The following is a 19,515-nucleotide window of genomic DNA, read 5'->3' as shown; positions in this document are numbered from 1 at the left end:
TCCGGGCTAGGCCCCCACGATCTTGCCGGGGTTCAGGATGCCCTTGGGGTCCATGGCCCGCTTGAGCCGCCGGGACCAGGCGATGGTGGCCTTGCCCACCTCCTTGACCAAAAAGCGGGTCTTGGTCAGCCCCAGGCCGTGCTCTCCGGACAGGGTGCCGCCCAGGGCCAGGGCCCGGTCGAACAGCTCCTCCACCGCCTGGCGCACCCGCTTCTCCTGCTCGGCGTCGCGCTGGTCAAAGACGATGGTGGGGTGCAGGTTGCCGTCGCCCGCGTGGCCGAAGGTGCCGATGGTCAGCTCGTAGCGCTTGGCCAAATCGTTGATGAAGCGCACCAGCTCGGGCACCTTGCTGCGGGGCACCGTGGCGTCTTCCAGCACCACCGAGGGCTTGAGCCGGGCCAGGGCGGGGATGGCCGCCCGCCTGGCGGTCCAGATGCGCTCCTTTTCCGCCGCGTCGGCCGCCGGGCGCACCAGGGTGGCTCCTTGGGCCCGGCAGATCTCCTGGACCTTCTGGGCCTCCTCGGCCACCTGGGCCGGGTGGCCGTCCACCTCGATCAACAGCAGGGCCGCCGCCTCGGTGGGCAGACCGGCCCCGGAAAATTCCTCCACCGTGCGAATGGTGAAGTTGTCCAAGAACTCCAGGGTGGCGGGGGTGATGCGCGCGGCGATGATGGCGGCCACGGTCTCGCTGGCCGCCTGCACCCGGTCGAACACCGCCAGCAGGGCCCGGCTGGCCGCCGGCGGGGGGATCAGCCTGAGGATGATCTGGCCGAACACCCCCAGGGTGCCCTCGGAGCCCACCATCAGCCCGGCCAGGTTGTAGCCGGTGGCGCATTTCACGGTGCGCGAGCCGGTCTTCACCAACTGGCCCTCGGTGTCGAAAAAGCTCAGACCCATGACGTAGTCGCGGGTCACCCCGTACTTGAGCCCCCGGAGCCCGCCGGAGTTTTCGGCCACGTTGCCCCCCAGGGTGGACACCGCCTGGCTGCCGGGGTCCGGGGGGTAGAACAGCCCCAGCTTTTGGGCCTCCGCGAACAACCGGGCGTTGATCACCCCCGGCTCCACCACCGCGTAGAGGTCCTCTTGGTTTATCTCCACGATGCGGTTCAGGGCGGTGGTGACCACCACCACCCCTTCCCGGGCCGGGATGGTCCCGCCGCTCAGGTTGGTGCCGGCGCCGCGCACGGTGAGGGGCAGGCCCTCCTGGTTGCACAGGCGCACCACCTGTCCCAGGGCCTCCAGGGTGGTGGGCCGCACCGCCAGGCCGGGCGGCTGGCTGGGCAACAGGGCCGCGTCGTAGGAATAGGTGAGTAGGTCCGAGGCGTCCTTAAAGACGTTCTCCGGGCCCGCGATGCGCGCGAACTCCTGGTGCAGGGCGGCGGTGCTCATCATCCCTCCCGGCGTGGTTCATGGCAGGAACCCCAATACTATAAGCGTTCAAGCACATTTTGGAAACGGCAAGTAGGCGAACGGGTTCTAACCGGCCTATGATCTGCTAATATTGGGGTGTCCGAAATGGGAGAAGACCTTGAAGCAAGACGAACTGCGAGCTGAATTCGTCCGCCAGGCCCAAGCGGTGGCGGCGGTGGTCACCCCGGTGGCCGGCCTGGAGGAGGCCTTTGCCCGGGCCGCCCGCCTGACTAAAGAGCAGGGCGGCAAGTGCCTGGCCGCGCCGGGCTGGGACGAGGGCGAGACGGCCGCGATCCGCGCCGCCTGCGCCGCCGAGGGCCTGGAGCTGATCACCCAGGGCCTTAGGGAGCGGGTGGGGGATTTCCACACCGGGCTCACCCGGGCCCAGTGGGGGGTGGCCGAGAGCGGCACCATCGTGGTGGACTCGGCCTCGGAGCAGCTGCGCCTGGCCACCATGTTGGCCGAGACCCACGTGGCCGTGCTGCCCGCCGCCAACCTGCGCACGGACCTGTTCGCCCTGGAAGGGGAGCTGAACCAGACCCTGTCTCAGGCTCCGGGCTACCTGGCCTTCATCACCGGGCCCAGCCGCACCGCCGACATCGAGCTGGTGCTCACCCTGGGGGCCCACGGCCCCCGCCGTCTGCACATATTGCTGCTGGAGGACCAATCATGAGCCGCGCCTCCCGCCGCCGCTATCACCAGAGCCTTAAGGGCGCCCTGGACAACCGCTTCCTGGGCCAGACCCTGGCCCGCTTCCAGACCCACTACCGGGGGGCCCGGGCGGCCGGTTTCGCGGGTTTGGACTTCCCGGCCCTGGCCGAGGGGGTGGGGGAGGCCAAGGACGCGGCCATCGGCCACCTGCCCGAGCTGTTTGAGCAGTTCAAGGCCAAGGCCGAGGCGGCCGGGGCCACGGTGCACCTGGCCCGCGACGCGGCCCAGGCCCGGGAGATCATCGCGGGCATCGCGGCCCGGGCCGGGGTCAAAAAGGTGGTCAAGTCCAAGTCCATGACCAGCGAGGAGATATTCCTGAACCCCTACCTGGAGGCCCAGGGCCTGCAGGTTACCGAGACCGATTTGGGGGAGTGGATCATCCAACTGCGCCACGAGAAGCCCAGCCACATGGTGGCCCCGGCTATCCACCTGTCGCGCAGCCAGGTGGCCGAGCTGTTCACCCAGGTCACCGGCGAAAAGCAGGACCCCGAGGACATCGCCGCCCTGGTGGAGGTGGCCCGCAAGCGGCTGCGCCAGGCCATGCTGGAAGCGGACATGGGCATCAGCGGGGCCAACTTCGCCCTAGCCTCCACCGGCTCCATCGCCACGGTGACCAACGAGGGCAACGCCCGTCTGGTCACCACCCTGCCTCGGGTGCACGTGGCTTTGGTGGGCCTGGAAAAGCTGGTGCCGGACCTGAACACCCCGCTCAAAATTTTGCAGGTGTTGCCCCGCTCCGTGACCGGCCAGCCCATCAGCACCTACGTCACCTGGGTCACCGGGGCGGTGGAGTGCGCGGCCAACGGCGGAACCAAGGAGCTGCACATCGTGTTTCTGGACAACGGCCGCCTGGCCCTGTCCCAAGACCCGGTGTTCAGCCAGGCCCTGCGCTGTCTGCGCTGCGGCTCCTGCGCCAACGTGTGCCCCATCTACGGCAAGGTGGGCGGCCACCACTACGGCCACGTGTACATCGGGGCCATCGGCCTGATCCTCACCTACTTCTACCACGGCCTGGAGGCGGGCGGAGAGCTGGTGAAGAACTGCCTCAACTGCCAAGCCTGCAAGGTGAACTGCCCGGCGGGCATCGACCTGCCGGGGCTGATCAAAAAGACCGCCGGGCTGGTCATGGCCGAGGAGGGCCGCCCTCTCAAGAACCAGCTCCTGCGCCGGGTGCTGAACAACCGGCCCTTGTTCCACTTCCTGCTGCGCCAGGCCTATCTGGCCCAAAAGCCCCTGGCCGGGGGCGAGAGGCTCATCCGCCACCTGCCCCTGTTCTTCGCGCCGGGCCAGGAATTCCGCAGCCTGCCGGTGGTAACGGCCGAGCCCCTGCGCGACCGCTGGGAGCGCCTGGCCCCCCGCCCGGCCGCGCCAAGGCTCAAGGTGGCCCTGTTCGGCGGCTGCCTCATCGACTTCGTGTATCCCGAGCAGGCCGAGGCCTTCCTGGGGTTGCTCCAGGGCGAGAACGTTCAGGTGGATTACGCCCGGGACCAGACCTGCTGCGGCCTGCCCGCGGCCATGGCCAGCGAGGAGGAGACCGCCCGGGAGGTGGCCCGGCAAAACCTGGCCGCCCTGGACGCCGAGCACCACGACTACGTGCTAACCCTGTGCGCCTCCTGCGCCTCCCACCTGAAGAACTATCCCCAGCTTTTGGCCGACGACCCGGACTGGGCCAAACGGGCCCAGCACCTGGCGGACAAGGTCAGCGACCTGGCCAGCTTCCTGCAAAAGGAGACGGGCTCGGCGCAGGGGCAGGAGCAGGACCGTTCCTTCGCCTACCACGCCCCCTGCCACCTCTGCCGGGGTCTGGGGGTGCACGACGCCTCCAAGGAGTTGCTTGCCCAGGCGGGTTATGAGTACCGGCCCTATGACGACGAGGAGGTGTGCTGCGGTTTCGGCGGGTCCTATTCGCTGGACTTCCCCGAGCTCTCGGCGGCCATCCTGGAGCGCAAGCTCAGCCAGGTGGCGGCCACCGGGGCTGACACCCTGGTCACTGATTGCCCCGGCTGCGTGCTGCAACTGGAGGGCGGCCTGGACCAACTGGGCTCGCCCATCAAGGTGCGGCATCTGGCCCAGGCCCTGGCCGAGGCCAAGAAGGAAAAGTAGGGATCCAGCCAGACACCGGCATGCGGCGTTATCGGCGCGCTCAAGCCTCGACGTAGCTTTACTACGCCTGCGGCTTTCGCTTGCCGAATGCCTTGTCTGCCGTAGCCTGGCTGGGCCCTTAGAGACCGACGGTCTGAGGGGGACGCACGACCGTAAGCACCATCTTGAAGCGTTGGCGGGCGTTGAGGGCGTGGGGCTTGCCCGCGGGCATGGCCACCACCTGGCCGGCGGCCACGTTCATCACCTGGCCGTCGATGACCACCTCGGCCTGGCCGTCGAACACCTGCACCAGGGCGTCGGCGGGCACGGTGTGGGCGCTGATGCCCTCCCCGGCGTCAAAGGCGAACAGGGTCAGGCTCAGGAAGTTGTTCTGGGCCAGGGTGCGGCTCACCACCTGGCCCGGCTGATATTCCACCAGGCCGGCCAGGTCCAGGGGTTGGGCAAAATCGATGTTTTTCAGCAAAACGGGCTTGTCCATGCTTGCTCCCTTGAGGTTGCCCTAAATTATAACCCAGCCCCGGCGCCGAAAACCGGCCTTAAGCCATTCCCTGAAAATCGCCGCCCCCGCGCGGGTCCGGACCACCAATTTACAAATAAACGTAACGGTAAATTAGTATTTAAATATAGAGTTATAGGTATATTAATTCATAAAATAAATTAAGTATACGGGCCCCTGGGAACGATCCAGGGCGGGGCGGCGCTTTGCCTGGGCAAAGGGCGGTGGCATAATTGGGGCCACAACCCTATTACCCGGCGGGACGAGCGCATGGCCTTGTGGGGCTTTTGGGCCAAAAAATTGATCAGTTGCTTGGCGCTGCCCCTGGGGCAGGTGTTGCTTCTGGGCTTGGTGGGGGCCCTCATTTGGTGGCGGCGGCCCACCCGGCGCCTGGGGCCCTGGCTGATGGTCCTGGCCGGGCTGTGGCTGCTGGTGCTGTCCCTGCCCGTCACCGGCATAGTCCTCATGCGCCCCCTGGAGGCGCGTAATTGGAGCTACGCCACGCCCGCCGGGTTGAGCGCGCGGGGCGTGCGCGATATTGTTGTGCTCAACGGCGGCACCAGCCTGGGGGACAACAGCCCGGCCGACCGGCTGGGCTCGGCCACCCTCAAGCGCCTTTTGGAAGGGGTGCGTCTGTGGCGGGGCCTGCGTGGGGCCAAGCTGGTGCTCTCCGGCGGCGGGGTGGACCGGCCGGTGGAGCAGGAGCAGGTGATGATCGCCCTGGCCCGGGAATTGGGAGTGCCCCGCAAGGCCATGGCCGCGGAAAGCCTCTCCTGGGACACCGAGGATCAGGCCAGGGTTCTCAAGGCCAGGCTCCAGGGAAAACCCTTTGCCCTGGTGACCTCGGCCATGCACATGCCGCGCTCCCTGGCCTGGTTCCGCGCCTACGGCCTGGACCCGGTGGCCGCGCCCTGCGACTTTCGCACCAAGGACCCCAGGCTGAGTCTGTCGTCCTTTTTGCCTTCGGCCGCCGGGCTGCAAAACAGCGAGGAAGCCATTCACGAATATCTGGGCCTGGGCTGGCTATGGCTGAAACAGGTCCTGGGGACGGAGCCCGAGAAAGCTACATCATGAATCCTGCCAATATCAGCACCCTGAGCCCGGAGATGGCCTCCGCCCTGGGCGGCCTGGCCTATGGCTTGTATTTTTTGAGCACCGGCGGTCTGGAGCAGCCCCGGGGCATGCTGGTCTCCTGGGTCAGCCAGGTCAGCGGCGATCCGCCCCTGCTCCAGGTGGCGGTACGCCACAACAGGGGCCTGCTGCCTGAAATCCTGGCCCAGGGCGAGTTCGCCCTGAACCTGCTGCCCTCCGGCGACCTGGCCTTGGCCGCCGCCTTGGGCCGCTCGCCGGAGCAGCGCTGGGACGGCATCGAGTTCCTGGAAGGCCCCCTGGGCCTGCCGGTGTTGGCCCAGGGGCCGGGGGCCATCGGCTGCCGGGTGTTGGACAGCAGCACCCCCGGCGACCACGAGCTGCTTCTGGTCCGGCCCTCCGGGGTCTTGTGGCGGGGCGGAGCGGTGCTGGGCACCGGCGAATTTGAACACGCCTATTTGGGGTTGAGTTGAGCGCTGAATTTCCCGATAGCTTCGACGTGGTGGTGGTGGGCGCGGGCCATGCCGGGTGCGAGGCGGCCCTGGCCGCCGCCCGCCTGGGGGCCAAGTGTCTGCTGGCCACCATCAACCTGGCCCACATCGCCGCCCTGAGCTGCAACCCGGCCGTGGGCGGCCTGGCCAAGGGGCACCTGGTCAAGGAGATCGACGCCCTGGGCGGGGAGATGGGGCTCAACACCGACGCCACGGGCATCCAGTTCCGCCTGCTCAACCAGGGCAAGGGCCCGGCGGTATGGTCCAGCCGGGCCCAGGTGGACATCGACCGCTACCCCCGGCGCATGGCCCAGGTCTGCGCCGAACAGCCTGGCCTGTGGCTGTTGGACGACGAGGTCCAGGGCCTGGTGGTCACCAAAGGCCGGGTGGCGGGCATTCGGCCGGGCCGGGGAGGGGAGATCGCGGCCAAGGCGGTGATCCTCACCACCGGCACCTTCCTCAGGGGAGTGCTCCACGTGGGCCTGACCCAGAGCCGGGGCGGGCGCATGGGCGATCCCCCGGCCGACGCCCTGTCGGAGCAGCTGACCGCGCTGGGCTGCAACCTGGGCCGCCTCAAGACCGGCACCACCCCGCGCCTGGAGATGGACAGCCTGGACCTCGATGCGCTGCCCCAGCAGCCGGGCGACGAGCAGCCGCGCATGTTCAGCTTTTTGAGCAGCGCCCCGGTGCTGCCCCAGCGGGTGTGCTGGCTGAGCCACACCACCGAGGCCACCCACCAGCTCATCCGCGACAATCTGGACCAGGCTCCCATGTACGCCGGGGTGATCACCGGGGTGGGGGCCCGCTATTGCCCCTCCCTGGAGGACAAGGTGGTGCGTTTTCCGGACAAGGACAGCCACCAGGTGTTCTTGGAGCCCCAGGGCCTGGACTCGCCCCTGATCTACCCCAACGGCATCCCCACCAGCCTGCCCGCCGAGGTGCAGCACCTGATGGTGCGCACCATGCCCGGCTGCGAGCGGGCGGTGATCGCCCGGCCGGGCTATGCCATCGAGTACGACTACAGCGATCCCCGCGACCTGACTCCCTGGCTGGAGTCCAAGCATTTGCCGGGCCTGTACATGGCCGGGCAGATCAACGGCACCAGCGGCTACGAGGAGGCCGGGGCCCAGGGCCTGTGGGCGGGCATCAACGCGGCCCGCAGCGCCCAGGGGCTGGAACCGGTGATCCTGGACCGCTCCCAGGCCTATCTGGGCGTGCTCATCGACGATTTGGTGACCAAGGGCACCGGCGAGCCCTACCGCATGTTCACCTCCCGGGCCGAGTTCCGCCTCACCCTGCGCGAGGACAACGCCGACCTGCGCCTCACCCCCCTGGGCCGGGAGCTGGGCCTGGTGGACGACGCCCGCTGGGCCGCCTTCAGCGCCAAGCGGGCCCAGGTGGAGCGGGCCTTGGAGTTGTTGGAAACGGTGCGCCTCAACCCCACCGCCGAGGTCAACGACCGCCTGGCCGACCTGAACAGCGCCCCCCTCAGGCGGCCCCACAGGGCGGCGGAGGTGTTGCGGCGGCCGGGCATGGACCTGGCCCAGGTGGCCACCCTGCACCCGGCCCTGGCCGAGCTGGAGGCCCTGGAGCCCGCCGCCGTGGAGCAGGTGCAGATCAAGGCCGCCTACGCGGGCTACGAGCAGCGGGAGCGGGAGCAGGTGGAGCGCTTTCGGGCCAAGGAGGCCCAGGCCCTGCCCCTGGACCTGGACTACCAGGCCATCGAGGGACTCAGCCACGAGGTGAGGGAAAAGCTCACCCGGGTGCGCCCGGCCAGCCTGGGCCAGGCGGCTCGTATCAGCGGGGTGACCCCGGCGGCCCTGGCCGTGTTGCAGCTGACCCTGCACCGCCTGGAGCGGGCCGCGGCTGATTAATCCTTGCCCCCCTGGGGGGCTTGCGCTATAGTCCGGCCTGGAAAAACGCCTGTCAATGCAAGGCCTAACGTCCTGCGCCGTGCTTCGCGACCAGGCGGGGAGAGTGCCCTTGTCTTTGGTTTCCAGCGGCGGCTTCGGGGCCTGGGTGGTGTCGTTGGTCCCCCCCTGGATCAGCCCCAACCAGATCAGCCTGTTCCGCCTGGCCTGCGCCGTGGCCATGGGGGTGGTGGGCCTGTCCGGCGACTACCTGGGCTGGGCCATAATCCTGGGCCTGTTCGCCTCCTTCAGCGACCTGTTGGACGGCGCGGTGGCCCGCCGCCGGGGCCAGGTGACCAAACTGGGGGCCTTCCTGGACCCCCTGGGCGACAAGGTCCTGGCCGTGAGCGCCAGCCTGGTTCTGTTGTACCACGGGGTGCTCAGCGCCTGGGCCCTGGCCGCCATCCTGGCGGTGGAGGCCCACGCCCTGGTCATTCCCCTGCTGCACATGCTCCGCCAGAACCGCCGTCAGGCCCCCCTGTGGCCCGCCCCCAAGGTAAAACCCAGCCGCCTGGGCAAGTACAAGACCTTTGGCCTGGCCTCGGGCCTGGGCTTTCAGCTGATCGCCGCCTGGGCCGGTTGGCACTGGCTGATGGTCGGGGCCAAGGCAGTGATGTGGATATCTATTTTGGTCGGCGCCTGGGCTAGCGCCAGTTACTACCGCGATTGGTACGCCGGCCGTTTTGATGAACCCCCCGCCGCGGGCGGGCGGTAATTTTTATGAAAGAAAGGTGCGAATAATGGCAATAAACACAATCGGTGTGATCGGTTCCGGCCAGATGGGCAACGGCATCGCCCAGGTGGCGGCCGCCGCGGGCCTCAACGTGATCATGAGCGACATCAAACAAGAGTTCTGCCAAAAGGGCCTGGACACCATCAGCGGCAGCCTGGCCCGCCTGGTGAAAAAGGAAAAGATCACCGCCGCCGATCAGGAGGCCATCCTGGATCGTATCAAGACCACGGTCGAGCTCAAGGACATGGCCCAGGCCGACATCGTGGTGGAAGCGGCCACCGAGAACGTGAACCTCAAGCTGGACATCTTCCGCCAGTTGGACGGCATCTGCCCGGCCGGGGTGATCCTGGCCAGCAACACCAGCTCCATCAGCATCACCAAGATCGCGGGCGTGACCAGTCGGCCCGAGCTGGTCATCGGCATGCACTTCATGAACCCGGTGCCCATGATGAAGCTGGTGGAGGTGATCAAGGGCCTGGCCACCAGCGAGGAGACCTTTAATACCGTCATGGAGCTGTCCAAGGCCCTGGGCAAGATTCCGGTGCCGGCCAACGACTATCCCGGCTTCGTGGCCAATCGCATCCTCATGCCCATGATCAACGAGGCGGTTTACTGCGTGGTGGAAGGCGTGGGCCAGCCCGAGGACATCGACCAGATCATGAAACTGGGCATGGCCCACCCCATGGGCCCCCTGGCCCTGGCCGACCTCATCGGCCTGGACACCTGCCTGGCCATCATGGAGGTGTTGCACAAGGAACTGGGCGACAGCAAGTATCGCCCCTGCCCCCTGCTCAAAAAATACGTGGATCAGGGCTGGCTGGGGCGCAAGACCGGCCGCGGCTTCTACCAGTATTAGCCAACAGCGCGGCCGGCCTCGCCGGGCCAGCCAGGGCCGGATGGCCGGCCGCGTGACCAAGCAAAACGGGCCCGAACCCGCCCATCGTCCGCCGCGCCCCGGCGCCTTGGCCGGGCCGGTCGCCGCAGGCGCGGCCCGACCAAGGGGGGTATGATATATTCCTTAAGCCGCGCCGGAGGTTAGGCTCCGGCAAACCATAAGGAGAACACCCTTGATCGCCATCATCGACTATGACGCGGGCAACCTCACCAGCGTGGAGCGGGCCCTGCGCTCCCTGGGGGCGGACTGCGCCATCAGCCGGGACCCGGAGTTCATCGCCCAGGCCGCGCGGGTAATCCTGCCGGGGGTGGGCCGGGCCGGATCGGGCATGGCCAGCCTGCGCCGCCAGGGAATGGACCGGGTGCTGACCGACATCGTGGCCCAGGGCAAGCCCTTTCTGGGCATCTGCTTCGGCACCCAGATTCTTTTCGACTACAGCGAGGAAGACCTCACCGACTGCCTGGGCCTCTTGCCCGGCAAGGTGGTGCGCTTTCCGGTGGAGCACCGCGACGCGGCGGGCGAAGCCCTCAAGGTGCCCCACATGGGCTGGAACGGGGTTGACTGGCGGATGAACCACCCGGTGTTCGCGGGCATCCCGGCCGAAGCCGAGTTCTACTTCGTGCACTCCTACTTCCTGCAACCAACCAGCGAGGACTTGGTGGCCGGAGTGACCGACTACGGCTTCCCCTTCACCTCGGCGGTGGCCCGGGGCTCCATGGTGGCGGTGCAGTTCCACCCCGAAAAGTCGGGCCGTCCGGGGCTGAAGCTCCTGGAGAATTTCCTGGCCTGGGACGGCAAGGAGGGCGGCCATGCTCTCTAAACGCATCATCCCCTGCCTGGATGTGCGCGACGGCAAGCTCACCAAGGGCATCAAGTTCAAGGGCAACGTGGACATCGGCGACCCGGTGGAGATGGCCGAGTTCTACTACCGCGAGGGGGCCGACGAGCTGGTGTTCTACGACATCACCGCCAGCCACGAAGCCCGCGACATCATGCTGGAGGTGGTGCGCCGGGTGGCCGAGCGCATCTTCATCCCCTTTTCGGTGGGCGGGGGCCTGCGCACCGTGGAGGACATGCGCGCGGTGCTCCTGGCCGGGGCCGAGAAGGTCAGCGTGAACTCCTCGGCGGTCACCAACCCCCAGATCATCGCCGAGGGTTCGCGCCAGTTCGGGGCCCAGTGCGTGGTGCTGGGCATGGACGTGCTCAAGGTGCCGGTGAGCGAAAATATTCCCAGCGGCTACGAGATGGTGATCCACGGCGGGCGCAAGCACATGGGCATCGACGCCCTGTGGTGGGCCCAAGAGGCCGAGCGCCTGGGGGCGGGCGAGATCTGCTTGAACAGCATCGACGCCGACGGCACCCAGGAGGGTTACGAGATGACCCTCACCCAGCTCATCAGCAGCCACGTCTCCATACCGGTGATTGCCTCTGGCGGGGCGGGCCAGCCCCAGCACCTGGCGGACGTGCTCACCGAAGGCAAGGCCGACGCCGCCCTAATCGCCTCGATGACACACTACGGTCACTTTAGTGTGGCACAAATAAAGGACTATCTGTCCGAACGGGGCATCAGGGTTCGTAAATACTGGTAGGGAGAAATCATGGTATCTCCGTCAGACCTTTTTGACCTGGAAGAGGCCACTTTCAAGGAACTTTTCAAGGGCGTGGACCTGGTCTGGGACGTACTGGACCGTATAAAGAGCTTTACGGCCGATTTGGTTGACTACGCCGGGCACACTGGGGCCCTGCTGCGCGGGGGCGGCGAGGTTCTGCCCCGCACCGTGGTGCTGCACCGGGGCCGGGTGTTCGACTGCGACTACAAGCTCCTGGGCGGCGACCCCACCAAGGGCGAGATGCGCGTGTTCTTAAACGGCCAGGAGGTCACCGACGCGGCGGTGGTCTACGCCGGGGCCGTCTTCCTGGACGACCAGGTGCACATAGCCCCCGGCGCGGTGGTGGAGCCGGGCGCCCTGTTCAAGGGCCCCACCTACATCGGGCCGGGCACCGAGGTGCGCCAGGGGGCCTACTTGCGCGGCAGTTGCCTGGTGGGGGTGGGTTGCGTGGTGGGCCACACCACGGAGATGAAAAGCTCCATCATGATGGACGGGGCCAAGGCGGGGCACTTTGCCTACCTGGGAGACTCCATCCTGGGCCGCAACGTGAACCTGGGCGCAGGCACCAAGCTGGCCAACCTGAAGATTCTGGAGCGCCCCTATCACCTCAAGGCGGGGGACTCGGTGTACCACGTGGCCCGGCGCAAGTTCGGGGCCATCATGGGCGACGGGGCGCAGACCGGCTGCAACTCGGTGACCAACCCCGGCACCGTGCTGGGCCGGGGCTCCCTGGTGGCCCCCTGCACCAGCGTGCCCGCCGGCTACTACAAGCCCAAGAGCGTCATCCGCTGATCCGTGGCCTCCGACCTGATCAGGCAAGACGCGGGCTCCAGCGGCCCGCGTCTTTTGTTGGTGGAGCCCTACCTCACCGCCTCCCACGCCGCCTTTGCCCAGGGCCTGATGCAGCATGTCCCGGCCCGCTGGAGCCTGCTGGGCCTGCCCGGGCGCCACTGGCGCTGGCGCATGCGGGGGGCGGCGGCCTTTCTGGCCGATCAGGCGGCCGAGTTGCTGGCCCGGCCCTGGGACGGCCTGGTGGCCTCGGACATGCTGGGCCTGGCCGAACTCAGGGGCCTGGTTCCCAGCCTGGCCGCCGTGCCCGCCCTGGTGGTGTTCCATGAAAACCAGCTGGCCTATCCCGCTCCGGGCCGGGCCGAGAAGAACCTGCGTGAGCGCGACCTGTACCTGGCCTTCAGCAACCTGACCAGCGCCCTGGCCGCCCGGCGGGTGGTGTTCAACTCCCGCTTTCATCGCGACGAGTTCCTGGGCGCGGCCCGGGAGCTGGTGGGCCGCCTGCCGGACATGCGCCCCCTGGGCCTGCCCCAGGCCATCGCCGCCAAGAGCCAGATCCTGCCCATGCCCATCGACCCCGGCGAGGCCACGAGCCAGACCCGCCAGCCCCGCCGGGGTCCGCTGCGCATCCTGTGGAACCACCGCTGGGCCCAGGACAAGGCGCCGGAGGAGTTTTTCGCCGCCCTGGAGGAGTTGGCCGCCCAGGGCCTGGAGTTCCAGGTGGCGGTGCTGGGCCCGGCCCCGGCCCAGCCTCCGGCGGTGTTCGCCCGGGCCCGAGAGGCCCTGACGCGACACATTGTGCAATGGGGGCACGCCCAGGCCAGAAACCTGTATTGGAAATGGCTTTTCTGGGCCGACGTGGTGGTCTCCACCGCCCGGCAAGAGTATTTTGGTATTAGCGTGGCCGAAGCGGTGTGGGCTGGGTGTCGCCCCCTGCTGCCGGACGCCCTGGTCTATCCCCAGCTCTACCCGGCCCGTTTCCGCTATCCGCCGGGCGAGTTGGGCGCGAGGCTGGTTGACCTGGCCCAAGAGCCCGAGGCCACGCGGCAAGAGGATTACCGGCCCCTGGCCCAAAACTTCACTTGGCAGTCCCAGGCCCCTGCCTGGCAAATGGTGATTGCCCAAACCATCGAGGAGACCTGACCATGCAGCGGCCCCTGCGCAAGACCCAGAAGCAAATCAACGAAGAGGCCCAAGCCATCCTGGAGCGCGGCAACATCCTTTGCCTGGCCCTGGCCCAGGGCGACCAGCCCTACGTGGTGCCCATGAACTACGGCTGCCTGGAGGGCAAGGTCTACATGCACACCGGGCCCAAGGGCCTGAAGATGGAGATATTGGCCGCCAACCCCAAGGTCAGCTTCACGGTCATGGAGTCGGTGGAGTTGATGAGCGGGCCCAACCCCTGCAAATGGGACACCCGCTACCGCAGCGTGGTGGGCCTGGGCCGGGCCACCCTGGTGGAAGATCTGGAGGCCAAGGTGGCCGGTCTGGCGGCCATCGCCCGCCAATGCGGCTATGAAGGCGAGATGGATTTCCCTCCCGAAAAGGTCCAGGGCCTGGCCGTGATCTGTGTGGAGATCGAGCATCTAAGCGGCAAGCGCAACCAGATGGGGGAGTAGGGGGCGGCTTCGCCAGGCCTCCTTGGGCGGCGTTGTCGGCGGCGCTCAGACCTCGCTATAAGTCAATGTGGCGCTTAAGTCCCCGGTCGTCGTCCACCGTTGTGCCGCGACCGGCGGGCCCGTTGTGATCGTTCCCGGGCAAAGAGTCTGGAAAAAATGAAAAGGCGGGTTGGCTGGCGCGTCGCCCCGGCCACCTGTCGCCTCGCCGCCTTGCTGAGAAGGCTGGGTCGGAGAGGCTTGCCTGGTTATCGGGGGCCTCAGTTCGAAAGCTAGGCCAGTGCAAGAGGCGCTGGGGCCTGTTGCCCAGGCGGGGATCGCCTCCCATTCATTTTTTCAAAACTCTTAAAGGTAATAGGCGCGGCGGCGCTAAACCAATTTCAGACCAGCTTCACCCGCAGGATGTCGTCAAAGGGGTCCACCCGCTCCACCATCACCTGCACCTCTTGACCGGGGCTAAGCTCCTGCCCGGCGCGGATGGGGATGTTCACCAGCATCATGATGTCGGTGAGCAGCAGTTGCCAGCGGCGCATCTGGCGCTCCATGACCACCGCCGTTTGGGGCTGGTCCTGGCGCTGGCGCAGCCACTGCAAGAGCCAGTAGCGCTGGCGCACCTGGCGCACCCGCATGGCCCGGCGCACCGTGGGGCCCACCTCCATGGCCAGCTCTTCCAACTCTTTGGCGCTGTACAGCGGCGGGCCGCCGCACAGGATGCTGCCGATCTGGCGCTGCATCACCAGGTCCAAATAGCGGCGGATGGGGCTGGTGGCGTGGGTGTAGGGGTGCACCCCCAGGCTGGAGTGCAGGCCCGGCTTGGCGGTTATCTCCACCCGGTTGAGCAGGCGACGCTGCTTGAAGTGGTGGTACACGTCGCTGGGATCGCGCTCCTCGATGGGCTCCGAGGGCTTGGCCTGGGTGCGGAACAAGGCGGGGGCTCCCGAATCGGCCAGGAACAGGGCGAAGAGCCAGTTGCCCAGGATGGCGGTCTCGGCCACCATTTCCCGGCTGGGCCCGTTGCGGTCCACCCGGCGCACCCAGACCTCCTTGGTGGCCGGGTCCACCCCCACCAGCACCTCGGGCAGGGGCAAAAAGTAGGCCCCCGCCTCGCCCCGGCGCCGGCGCAGGGCGTGGCATATGGCGTGCAGCCCGGCCAGGCGGGCATCGCTTTCCAGCATGCCGTCGGCCTCGTCGTAGGTCAGGCGCTTGTGCACCTTCAATAGGCTGCGCTCCAGGCGGTAGTCGATGAGCCTGCCCTCGGCGTCCAGCCGGGCCAGCACCGACAGGGCAGGGCGCAGCTCCCCCTGGCGCAGGGAAAGCTGGTCTTCGCTCAGGCGCGGGGGCAGCATGGGCAGGCGGTCGTCGGGCAGGTACAAAGAGGTGGCCCGCGTGCGGGCCTCGTCTTCCAAGGGGCCCTCGAGGGGCATGATGGCCCCGGCGTCGGTTATGTGCACCCCCAGCGTGCCCCCGCCGTTATCGTCCGGCTCAAAGGACAGGGCGTCGTCGAAGTCGGTGGTGAAATTGCCGTCGATGGTGAAAGTGTAGAGGTCGGTGAGGTCGGTGCGCGCCCCGCCTTGGCTGGGATTGGGGTCTAGCTCCCGGGCCTGGTCCTGGGCCTCGGCGGAGAACTCCCCGCTTATGCCCTGGCGGATCAGCTCCAGGTTGTGGTGGGGCTCCAGCACCCCCAGGCTCACCAGCAGGCGAAACAGCTTTTTGGCTCCGCCCACCTCGGCCCCGGCCAACACCTCTTTGGCCAGCTTGGCCTGGCGGCACTCTTCCTGGAAAACCAGGTAGTCCACCAACAATCGGCCCAGTTCTTCCGGGGGCTGGGGCAGGGGGCCCTCATCGGGCAGGTTCCTGAGAAAATCAACCCCTTCGGCCACCTGGGCCTGACGGGCCTGCTCCCGCTCGGCCTGCAGGCGCTTGGCCTCGATCTGCTCGGGGCTGTAGGGCAGAAACTGGCTGCCGGCCAGACGAAAATGGATGCGTTCGTTGAACAGGGCCCGGAGGGTGGCCGAGACCTGGTCGTCGCTCAGGGGACGGCCAAAGGCCAACTGGGCCAGATCCTTTAGCGACAGGGGATCGGTCTCCTCGTAGACCAACTCCCACAACTCCTCTACGTTCACCTGAGCGGCCAATTCGTCGCGGGCACAGAGCACCTCGCCCAGGTATTGTGCCTGCGCCTCCCGGGTGGCCTCCGAGCCCATGGCGGCAGGGGACATGTACAAAACCCGGTTGGTATTCAGGGTGGTCTGACGGCCGCCGGCGGTGAGCAGATTGAGCCGCCCTTTCTTGGCCGCCACCACCAAACCCAGTTCAACGCGGTTTTTCTCGATGAAATCGACTAGCTGGCCAATAGGGTCGCTCATTACGCTCCGACTTTCGCGGCAGATTGGGTAGATGAGTCTACCGGCGAAAAGGGGGGGGTGTCAACTTGCCCCCTACCGGACAAATGGTATTATCATTGATTGGTAACCCATAGGGAGGCTACATGGCTAAGGCCCTGTCCGCTTTTGTAATTTGCCTGGCGCTCTTGGCGGTGATTTTACCGGCCCAAGCCGCGCCGCCGACCACCCTCAACTTCAACCTGCCCGCCCTGGAGGGCGGCCGCCTGAGCCTGGAGCAGTTCCGAGGCCGGGTGGTCATCGTGGATTTCTTCGCCACCTGGTGCGGCCCCTGCAAGCGGGCGCTGCCCAAGCTGGACCGCTTTGCCCAGGAATACGCCGATCGCGGGGTCAGCGCCATCGCCTTCAGCGTGGACAAGGGCGGGATCAAGGCGGTCAAGCCCTTCGTGGCCCGTCTGGGCCTGCGCATGCCGGTGGTGCTGGGCGACGTGGAGTGGGCCCAGGCCAACGCGGGGGTGCGGGTGTTGCCCACCACCCTGGTCATAGACCCCGCCGGGCGCGTGGTGAAGCGCTTCGAGGGCCCGGTGTCGGAAATGCATCTGGCCAACGCGGCCTATCCCTATCTGGCCAAGGCCAAAAGCCCCGAGCCCAAGGCGGCCAAGGTAAAGCGACGCCGTCCGGGCGATCCCCGTTTCGTGGACCTGTGGGTCACCGACGGCGAGCAGTTTCAGGGCGCCAGGGGCATCTACGTGCACACGGTGGCGCAGGTGGCCGATTTGAACGCGGTGCGCGGCCTCTGGCTGGCCCTGGACATCAGCCCCGAAAACGGGGGGCAGACCAAGACCCTGTACATGCGCATCGACGACGTGAACAAGGAATACTTCATGATGTTCGTCAGATGCGACCAGCTGCCGCCCTTGGGGACCTCCTCCGCCTATGTGGCCCGCCTGTCGGTGATCGATGAGCATTACAAGGCGGTGGACTCCAGCGCCAGCTTCCCCATAGCCGCCAACTGCGGCGCGGGCGGGTATTATGCGCGCAACGCGCCCCATGCCCCGCGGTTCGCGCCTCCCTCGGCCCCGGCTCCGGGCGCGGCCCCCAACCAGGCCTCTCCCCCGGCCCAGCAGGATGACCGGACCGTCTGGGTGAACGCGGCCCGCGGGCGCATCAAGTCCCTGGCTCTCACCGAGGGCGAGGTTTATGAAGATCATCCCGGCATGATGCTCAAGGTCAAAGCCGGGCTCGGCGATCTGCCCACCGACCAGGGGCTGTGGATGACCGTCAACTTGTGGCCCGAGGACGCCAAGGGCAGGGCCCTGAGCCCCACCGGCGACGCGGACCGGCTCTACCACCGGGTGGAAAGCACCTCCCTGGACGACTACCTGCTGTTCGTGCGTTGCGACCAGATGCCCGAGTTGCCCCAGGGGGGACGGATGCGCATGTGGATCACGGTGCTTATCGGTCCGCAGAAAAACGTGGTGGCCCGCAGCGAGGAGTTCCTGTTGCCTCGGCCCTGCCGCGCGGCTTTCCTGAGGCATTGAGCCGTGTCTCTCCCAGCGAGGTGAGATCGTGAGAGCCTGGGCCTTGTTGCGCGGCCTGGCCCGGCGCAAGGCCCTGGGCCTGGGGGTGGGGTTCGTCGCCCTGGTGCTGGTGGACGTTTTCCAACTCTACATCCCCCGCCTGATCAAGTTCGCGGTGGACGACCTCACCCTGGGGCGGGCCGACGCCCAGCGCCTGATGACCATCGGCGCGGGTATCGTGGGCCTGGCCCTGGCCATGGTGCTCATGCGCCTCATCTGGCGCCCTCTGCTCATGGGCTTTTCCCGCGAGGTGGAGCGCCGCTTGCGTGGGGAGCTTTTCGAGCATCTGCAAAGCATGCACGTGGGCTACCTGGACGACCACCCCCCCGGCGAGCTCATGGCCCGGGCCACCAACGATCTGAACAACATCCGCATGGCCACGGGCATCGGCCTGGTGGCGGCGGTGGACGGCGCCTTCATGGGCCTGGCCGCCATCGGTTTCATGCTCTACATCAGCCCCCTGCTGGCGCTGCTGGCCATCCTGCCCATGCCCGCCATCGTCATCCTCACCCGCCAGCAGAGCCGCCGCTTTCACACCCGCTTCTCCAAGGTGCAGGAGGCCTTTTCGGCCATGACCGAGCAGGTGCGCGAGGTGATCAGCGGGGTGCGCCTGATCAAGACCTACGCCCTGGCCGACAGCGAGGAGCGCCGCTTGGAGGTGAGCGCCCGGGGCTACCTCAAGCAGAACCTGAGCCTGGCCCGGGTCATGGCCCTGTTCTTTCCCCTGATGGTGTTTTTCACCAACCTGAGCCTGGCCGTGGTGCTGGGGGCGGGCGGCCCCTTGGCCGTGTTCGGCCAGATCACCCCCGGCGACTTCGTGGCCTTCACCGCCTACCTGGGCATGCTCACCTGGCCCATGATGGCCCTGGGCTGGGTGGTGAGCCTGTTGCAGCGGGCCCGCGCCTCCCTGGAGCGGGTTAGCCAGGTGCTGGAGGCAAGCCCGGCGGTGCAAGACCCGGCCCGCCCGGCCCGCCTGCCCCAAAAGCCCGAGCTGGGAGTGGAGGTGCGGGAGTTGACCTACCGCTACCCCGGCGCGGCGTCCGACACCCTGAGCCGGGTGAGCCTCAAGGCCCCGGCCGGACAGCTTACCGCGGTGGTGGGGCCCATCGGCAGCGGCAAGTCCACCTTGCTGCGCCTGTTGGGCCGCCTGTACGAACCGCCCGGAGGCGCGGTGTTCGTGGAAGGGACCGACGTGTTGGAGCTGGCCCAGGAGGACCTGCGCTCCCACGTGGTGCAGGTGCCCCAGGAGGCCTTTTTGTTCTCGGCCACGTTGGCCCACAACCTGGCCCTGGGCGATCCCTCGGCCGACGAGGCGCGCCTGTGGGCCGCCCTGGAGGCGGCGGAGTTGGCCCAAGAGGTGCGGGAGCTGCCCCAGGGCCTGGAAACCGAACTGGGCGAGCGGGCCCACACCCTGAGCGGGGGCCAGCGCCAGCGCCTGTGCCTGGCCCGGGCCCTGCTGTTGGACCCGGCGGTGCTGGTGTTGGACGACCCGCTGTCGGCCGTGGACACCGGCACCGAGACCCGCATCCTGGCCAACCTGGCCCGCCTGCGGGCCGGGCGCACCACCCTGGTGGTGAGCCACCGCCTGGGCAGCGTGGCCTTTGCCCGGCACATCTATGTCTTGGACCAGGGCCTCCTGGTGGAGGAGGGCGATCACGCCTCGCTCATGGCCCTGCAGGGGCTTTACCATGATCTGTTCGCCGAGCAGGCCATCCTGGCCGAGCTGGAGGAAGGCTAGCC

Annotated in this window: 17 protein-coding genes; 14 read left to right on the top strand and 3 right to left on the bottom strand. The window is 67.6% G+C overall.

Annotated features, from left to right (window positions below):
* Positions 1–6: 6 nt before the first annotated feature.
* On the bottom strand, positions 7–1,389 hold the full coding sequence (locus AACH32_RS13850; protein WP_338600614.1) for an FAD-binding oxidoreductase: 1,383 nt from the start codon (positions 1,387–1,389) through the stop codon (positions 7–9).
* A 139-nt stretch (positions 1,390–1,528) separates the two neighbouring features.
* Here AACH32_RS13850 and AACH32_RS13845 point away from each other — a divergent pair, with 139 nt between their 5' ends.
* Positions 1,529–2,083 carry a LutC/YkgG family protein gene (locus AACH32_RS13845; RefSeq protein WP_338600611.1) on the top strand — a complete coding sequence of 185 codons (555 nt, stop codon included), beginning with the start codon at positions 1,529–1,531 and terminating at the stop codon, positions 2,081–2,083.
* The gene (gene ldhH, locus AACH32_RS13840) at positions 2,080–4,224 is read left to right on the top strand and encodes an L-lactate dehydrogenase (quinone) large subunit LdhH (RefSeq protein WP_338600608.1); all 2,145 of its coding nucleotides are present in this window, start codon (positions 2,080–2,082) and stop codon (positions 4,222–4,224) included. The genes AACH32_RS13845 and ldhH overlap by 4 nt, the downstream gene beginning before the upstream one ends.
* 118 nt (positions 4,225–4,342) lie before the next feature.
* On the opposite strand, the gene AACH32_RS13835 is transcribed toward ldhH, so the two are convergent.
* Positions 4,343–4,702: a cupin domain-containing protein gene (locus AACH32_RS13835; protein WP_338600605.1), complete on the bottom strand. Its 360-nt coding sequence runs from the start codon at positions 4,700–4,702 to the stop codon at positions 4,343–4,345.
* 288 nt (positions 4,703–4,990) lie between these two features.
* Here AACH32_RS13835 and AACH32_RS13830 point away from each other — a divergent pair, with 288 nt between their 5' ends.
* The 10 genes from AACH32_RS13830 to AACH32_RS13785 all read left to right on the top strand — a co-directional run bounded on the left by AACH32_RS13830 (position 4,991) and on the right by AACH32_RS13785 (position 13,856).
* Positions 4,991–5,794 (top strand): YdcF family protein, encoded by an 804-nt coding sequence (locus AACH32_RS13830; RefSeq protein WP_338600602.1) that lies wholly within the window; start codon positions 4,991–4,993, stop codon positions 5,792–5,794.
* A complete protein-coding gene (locus AACH32_RS13825; RefSeq protein WP_338600599.1) occupies positions 5,791–6,282 on the top strand; it encodes a flavin reductase family protein in 492 nt (163 codons plus the stop codon). The genes AACH32_RS13830 and AACH32_RS13825 overlap by 4 nt, the downstream gene beginning before the upstream one ends.
* Positions 6,279–8,174 (top strand): tRNA uridine-5-carboxymethylaminomethyl(34) synthesis enzyme MnmG, encoded by a 1,896-nt coding sequence (gene mnmG, locus AACH32_RS13820; RefSeq protein ID WP_338600596.1) that lies wholly within the window; start codon positions 6,279–6,281, stop codon positions 8,172–8,174. Before AACH32_RS13825 ends, mnmG begins: the two co-directional genes overlap by 4 nt.
* A gap of 109 nt (positions 8,175–8,283) precedes the next feature.
* Positions 8,284–8,925, top strand: a complete 642-nt coding sequence (locus tag AACH32_RS13815) for a CDP-alcohol phosphatidyltransferase family protein (RefSeq protein ID WP_338600593.1) — start codon at positions 8,284–8,286, stop codon at positions 8,923–8,925.
* Between the two features lie 25 nt (positions 8,926–8,950).
* On the top strand, positions 8,951–9,799 hold the full coding sequence (locus AACH32_RS13810) for a 3-hydroxybutyryl-CoA dehydrogenase (RefSeq protein WP_338600590.1): 849 nt from the start codon (positions 8,951–8,953) through the stop codon (positions 9,797–9,799).
* Positions 9,800–10,010: 211 nt separating this feature from the next.
* Positions 10,011–10,658, top strand: a complete 648-nt coding sequence (gene hisH / locus AACH32_RS13805) for an imidazole glycerol phosphate synthase subunit HisH (RefSeq protein ID WP_338600587.1) — start codon at positions 10,011–10,013, stop codon at positions 10,656–10,658.
* Positions 10,648–11,427 carry an imidazole glycerol phosphate synthase subunit HisF gene (gene hisF, locus AACH32_RS13800; protein WP_338600584.1) on the top strand — a complete coding sequence of 260 codons (780 nt, stop codon included), beginning with the start codon at positions 10,648–10,650 and terminating at the stop codon, positions 11,425–11,427. Before hisH ends, hisF begins: the two co-directional genes overlap by 11 nt.
* A 9-nt stretch (positions 11,428–11,436) precedes the next feature.
* Positions 11,437–12,240, top strand: coding sequence for a hypothetical protein (locus tag AACH32_RS13795; protein WP_338600581.1), 804 nt, complete (start codon positions 11,437–11,439; stop codon positions 12,238–12,240).
* A 3-nt stretch (positions 12,241–12,243) separates the two neighbouring features.
* A complete protein-coding gene (locus tag AACH32_RS13790) occupies positions 12,244–13,380 on the top strand; it encodes a tRNA-queuosine alpha-mannosyltransferase domain-containing protein (protein WP_338600578.1) in 1,137 nt (378 codons plus the stop codon).
* A 2-nt stretch (positions 13,381–13,382) separates the two neighbouring features.
* Positions 13,383–13,856: a pyridoxamine 5'-phosphate oxidase family protein gene (locus tag AACH32_RS13785; RefSeq protein ID WP_338600575.1), complete on the top strand. Its 474-nt coding sequence runs from the start codon at positions 13,383–13,385 to the stop codon at positions 13,854–13,856.
* Positions 13,857–14,233: 377 nt separating this feature from the next.
* Here AACH32_RS13785 and AACH32_RS13780 read toward each other — a convergent pair whose 3' ends face one another.
* Positions 14,234–16,219 carry a ribonuclease catalytic domain-containing protein gene (locus AACH32_RS13780; protein ID WP_338600571.1) on the bottom strand — a complete coding sequence of 662 codons (1,986 nt, stop codon included), beginning with the start codon at positions 16,217–16,219 and terminating at the stop codon, positions 14,234–14,236.
* 122 nt (positions 16,220–16,341) lie between these two features.
* Here AACH32_RS13780 and AACH32_RS13775 point away from each other — a divergent pair, with 122 nt between their 5' ends.
* Both AACH32_RS13775 and AACH32_RS13770 read left to right on the top strand, forming a co-directional pair.
* Entirely contained in the window at positions 16,342–17,736 is a 1,395-nt protein-coding gene (locus AACH32_RS13775; protein WP_338600568.1) for a TlpA disulfide reductase family protein, read from the top strand.
* 28 nt (positions 17,737–17,764) lie between these two features.
* Entirely contained in the window at positions 17,765–19,513 is a 1,749-nt protein-coding gene (locus AACH32_RS13770; protein WP_338600565.1) for an ABC transporter ATP-binding protein, read from the top strand.
* Positions 19,514–19,515: the final 2 nt, after the last annotated feature.

This window comes from Desulfoferula mesophila (assembly GCF_037076455.1).
Lineage (GTDB): Bacteria > Desulfobacterota > Desulfarculia > Desulfarculales > Desulfarculaceae > Desulfoferula > Desulfoferula mesophila.
This window is presented reverse-complemented; position numbering and strand designations above follow the sequence as displayed.

Excerpts from the sequence above, each read along its gene's own strand:
- AACH32_RS13810 (WP_338600590.1), top strand. The coding sequence starts at position 8,951 with ATGGCAATAAACACAATCGGTGTGATCGGTTCCGGCCAGATGGGCAAC.
- AACH32_RS13785 (WP_338600575.1), top strand. The coding sequence starts at position 13,383 with ATGCAGCGGCCCCTGCGCAAGACCCAGAAGCAAATCAACGAAGAGGCC.
- AACH32_RS13775 (WP_338600568.1), top strand. The coding sequence starts at position 16,342 with ATGGCTAAGGCCCTGTCCGCTTTTGTAATTTGCCTGGCGCTCTTGGCG.
- hisF (WP_338600584.1), top strand. The coding sequence starts at position 10,648 with ATGCTCTCTAAACGCATCATCCCCTGCCTGGATGTGCGCGACGGCAAG.
- AACH32_RS13835 (WP_338600605.1), bottom strand. The coding sequence starts at position 4,702 with ATGGACAAGCCCGTTTTGCTGAAAAACATCGATTTTGCCCAACCCCTG.
- AACH32_RS13850 (WP_338600614.1), bottom strand. The coding sequence starts at position 1,389 with ATGAGCACCGCCGCCCTGCACCAGGAGTTCGCGCGCATCGCGGGCCCG.
- ldhH (WP_338600608.1), top strand. The coding sequence starts at position 2,080 with ATGAGCCGCGCCTCCCGCCGCCGCTATCACCAGAGCCTTAAGGGCGCC.
- AACH32_RS13825 (WP_338600599.1), top strand. The coding sequence starts at position 5,791 with ATGAATCCTGCCAATATCAGCACCCTGAGCCCGGAGATGGCCTCCGCC.
- AACH32_RS13795 (WP_338600581.1), top strand. The coding sequence starts at position 11,437 with ATGGTATCTCCGTCAGACCTTTTTGACCTGGAAGAGGCCACTTTCAAG.
- AACH32_RS13780 (WP_338600571.1), bottom strand. The coding sequence starts at position 16,219 with ATGAGCGACCCTATTGGCCAGCTAGTCGATTTCATCGAGAAAAACCGC.
- AACH32_RS13830 (WP_338600602.1), top strand. The coding sequence starts at position 4,991 with ATGGCCTTGTGGGGCTTTTGGGCCAAAAAATTGATCAGTTGCTTGGCG.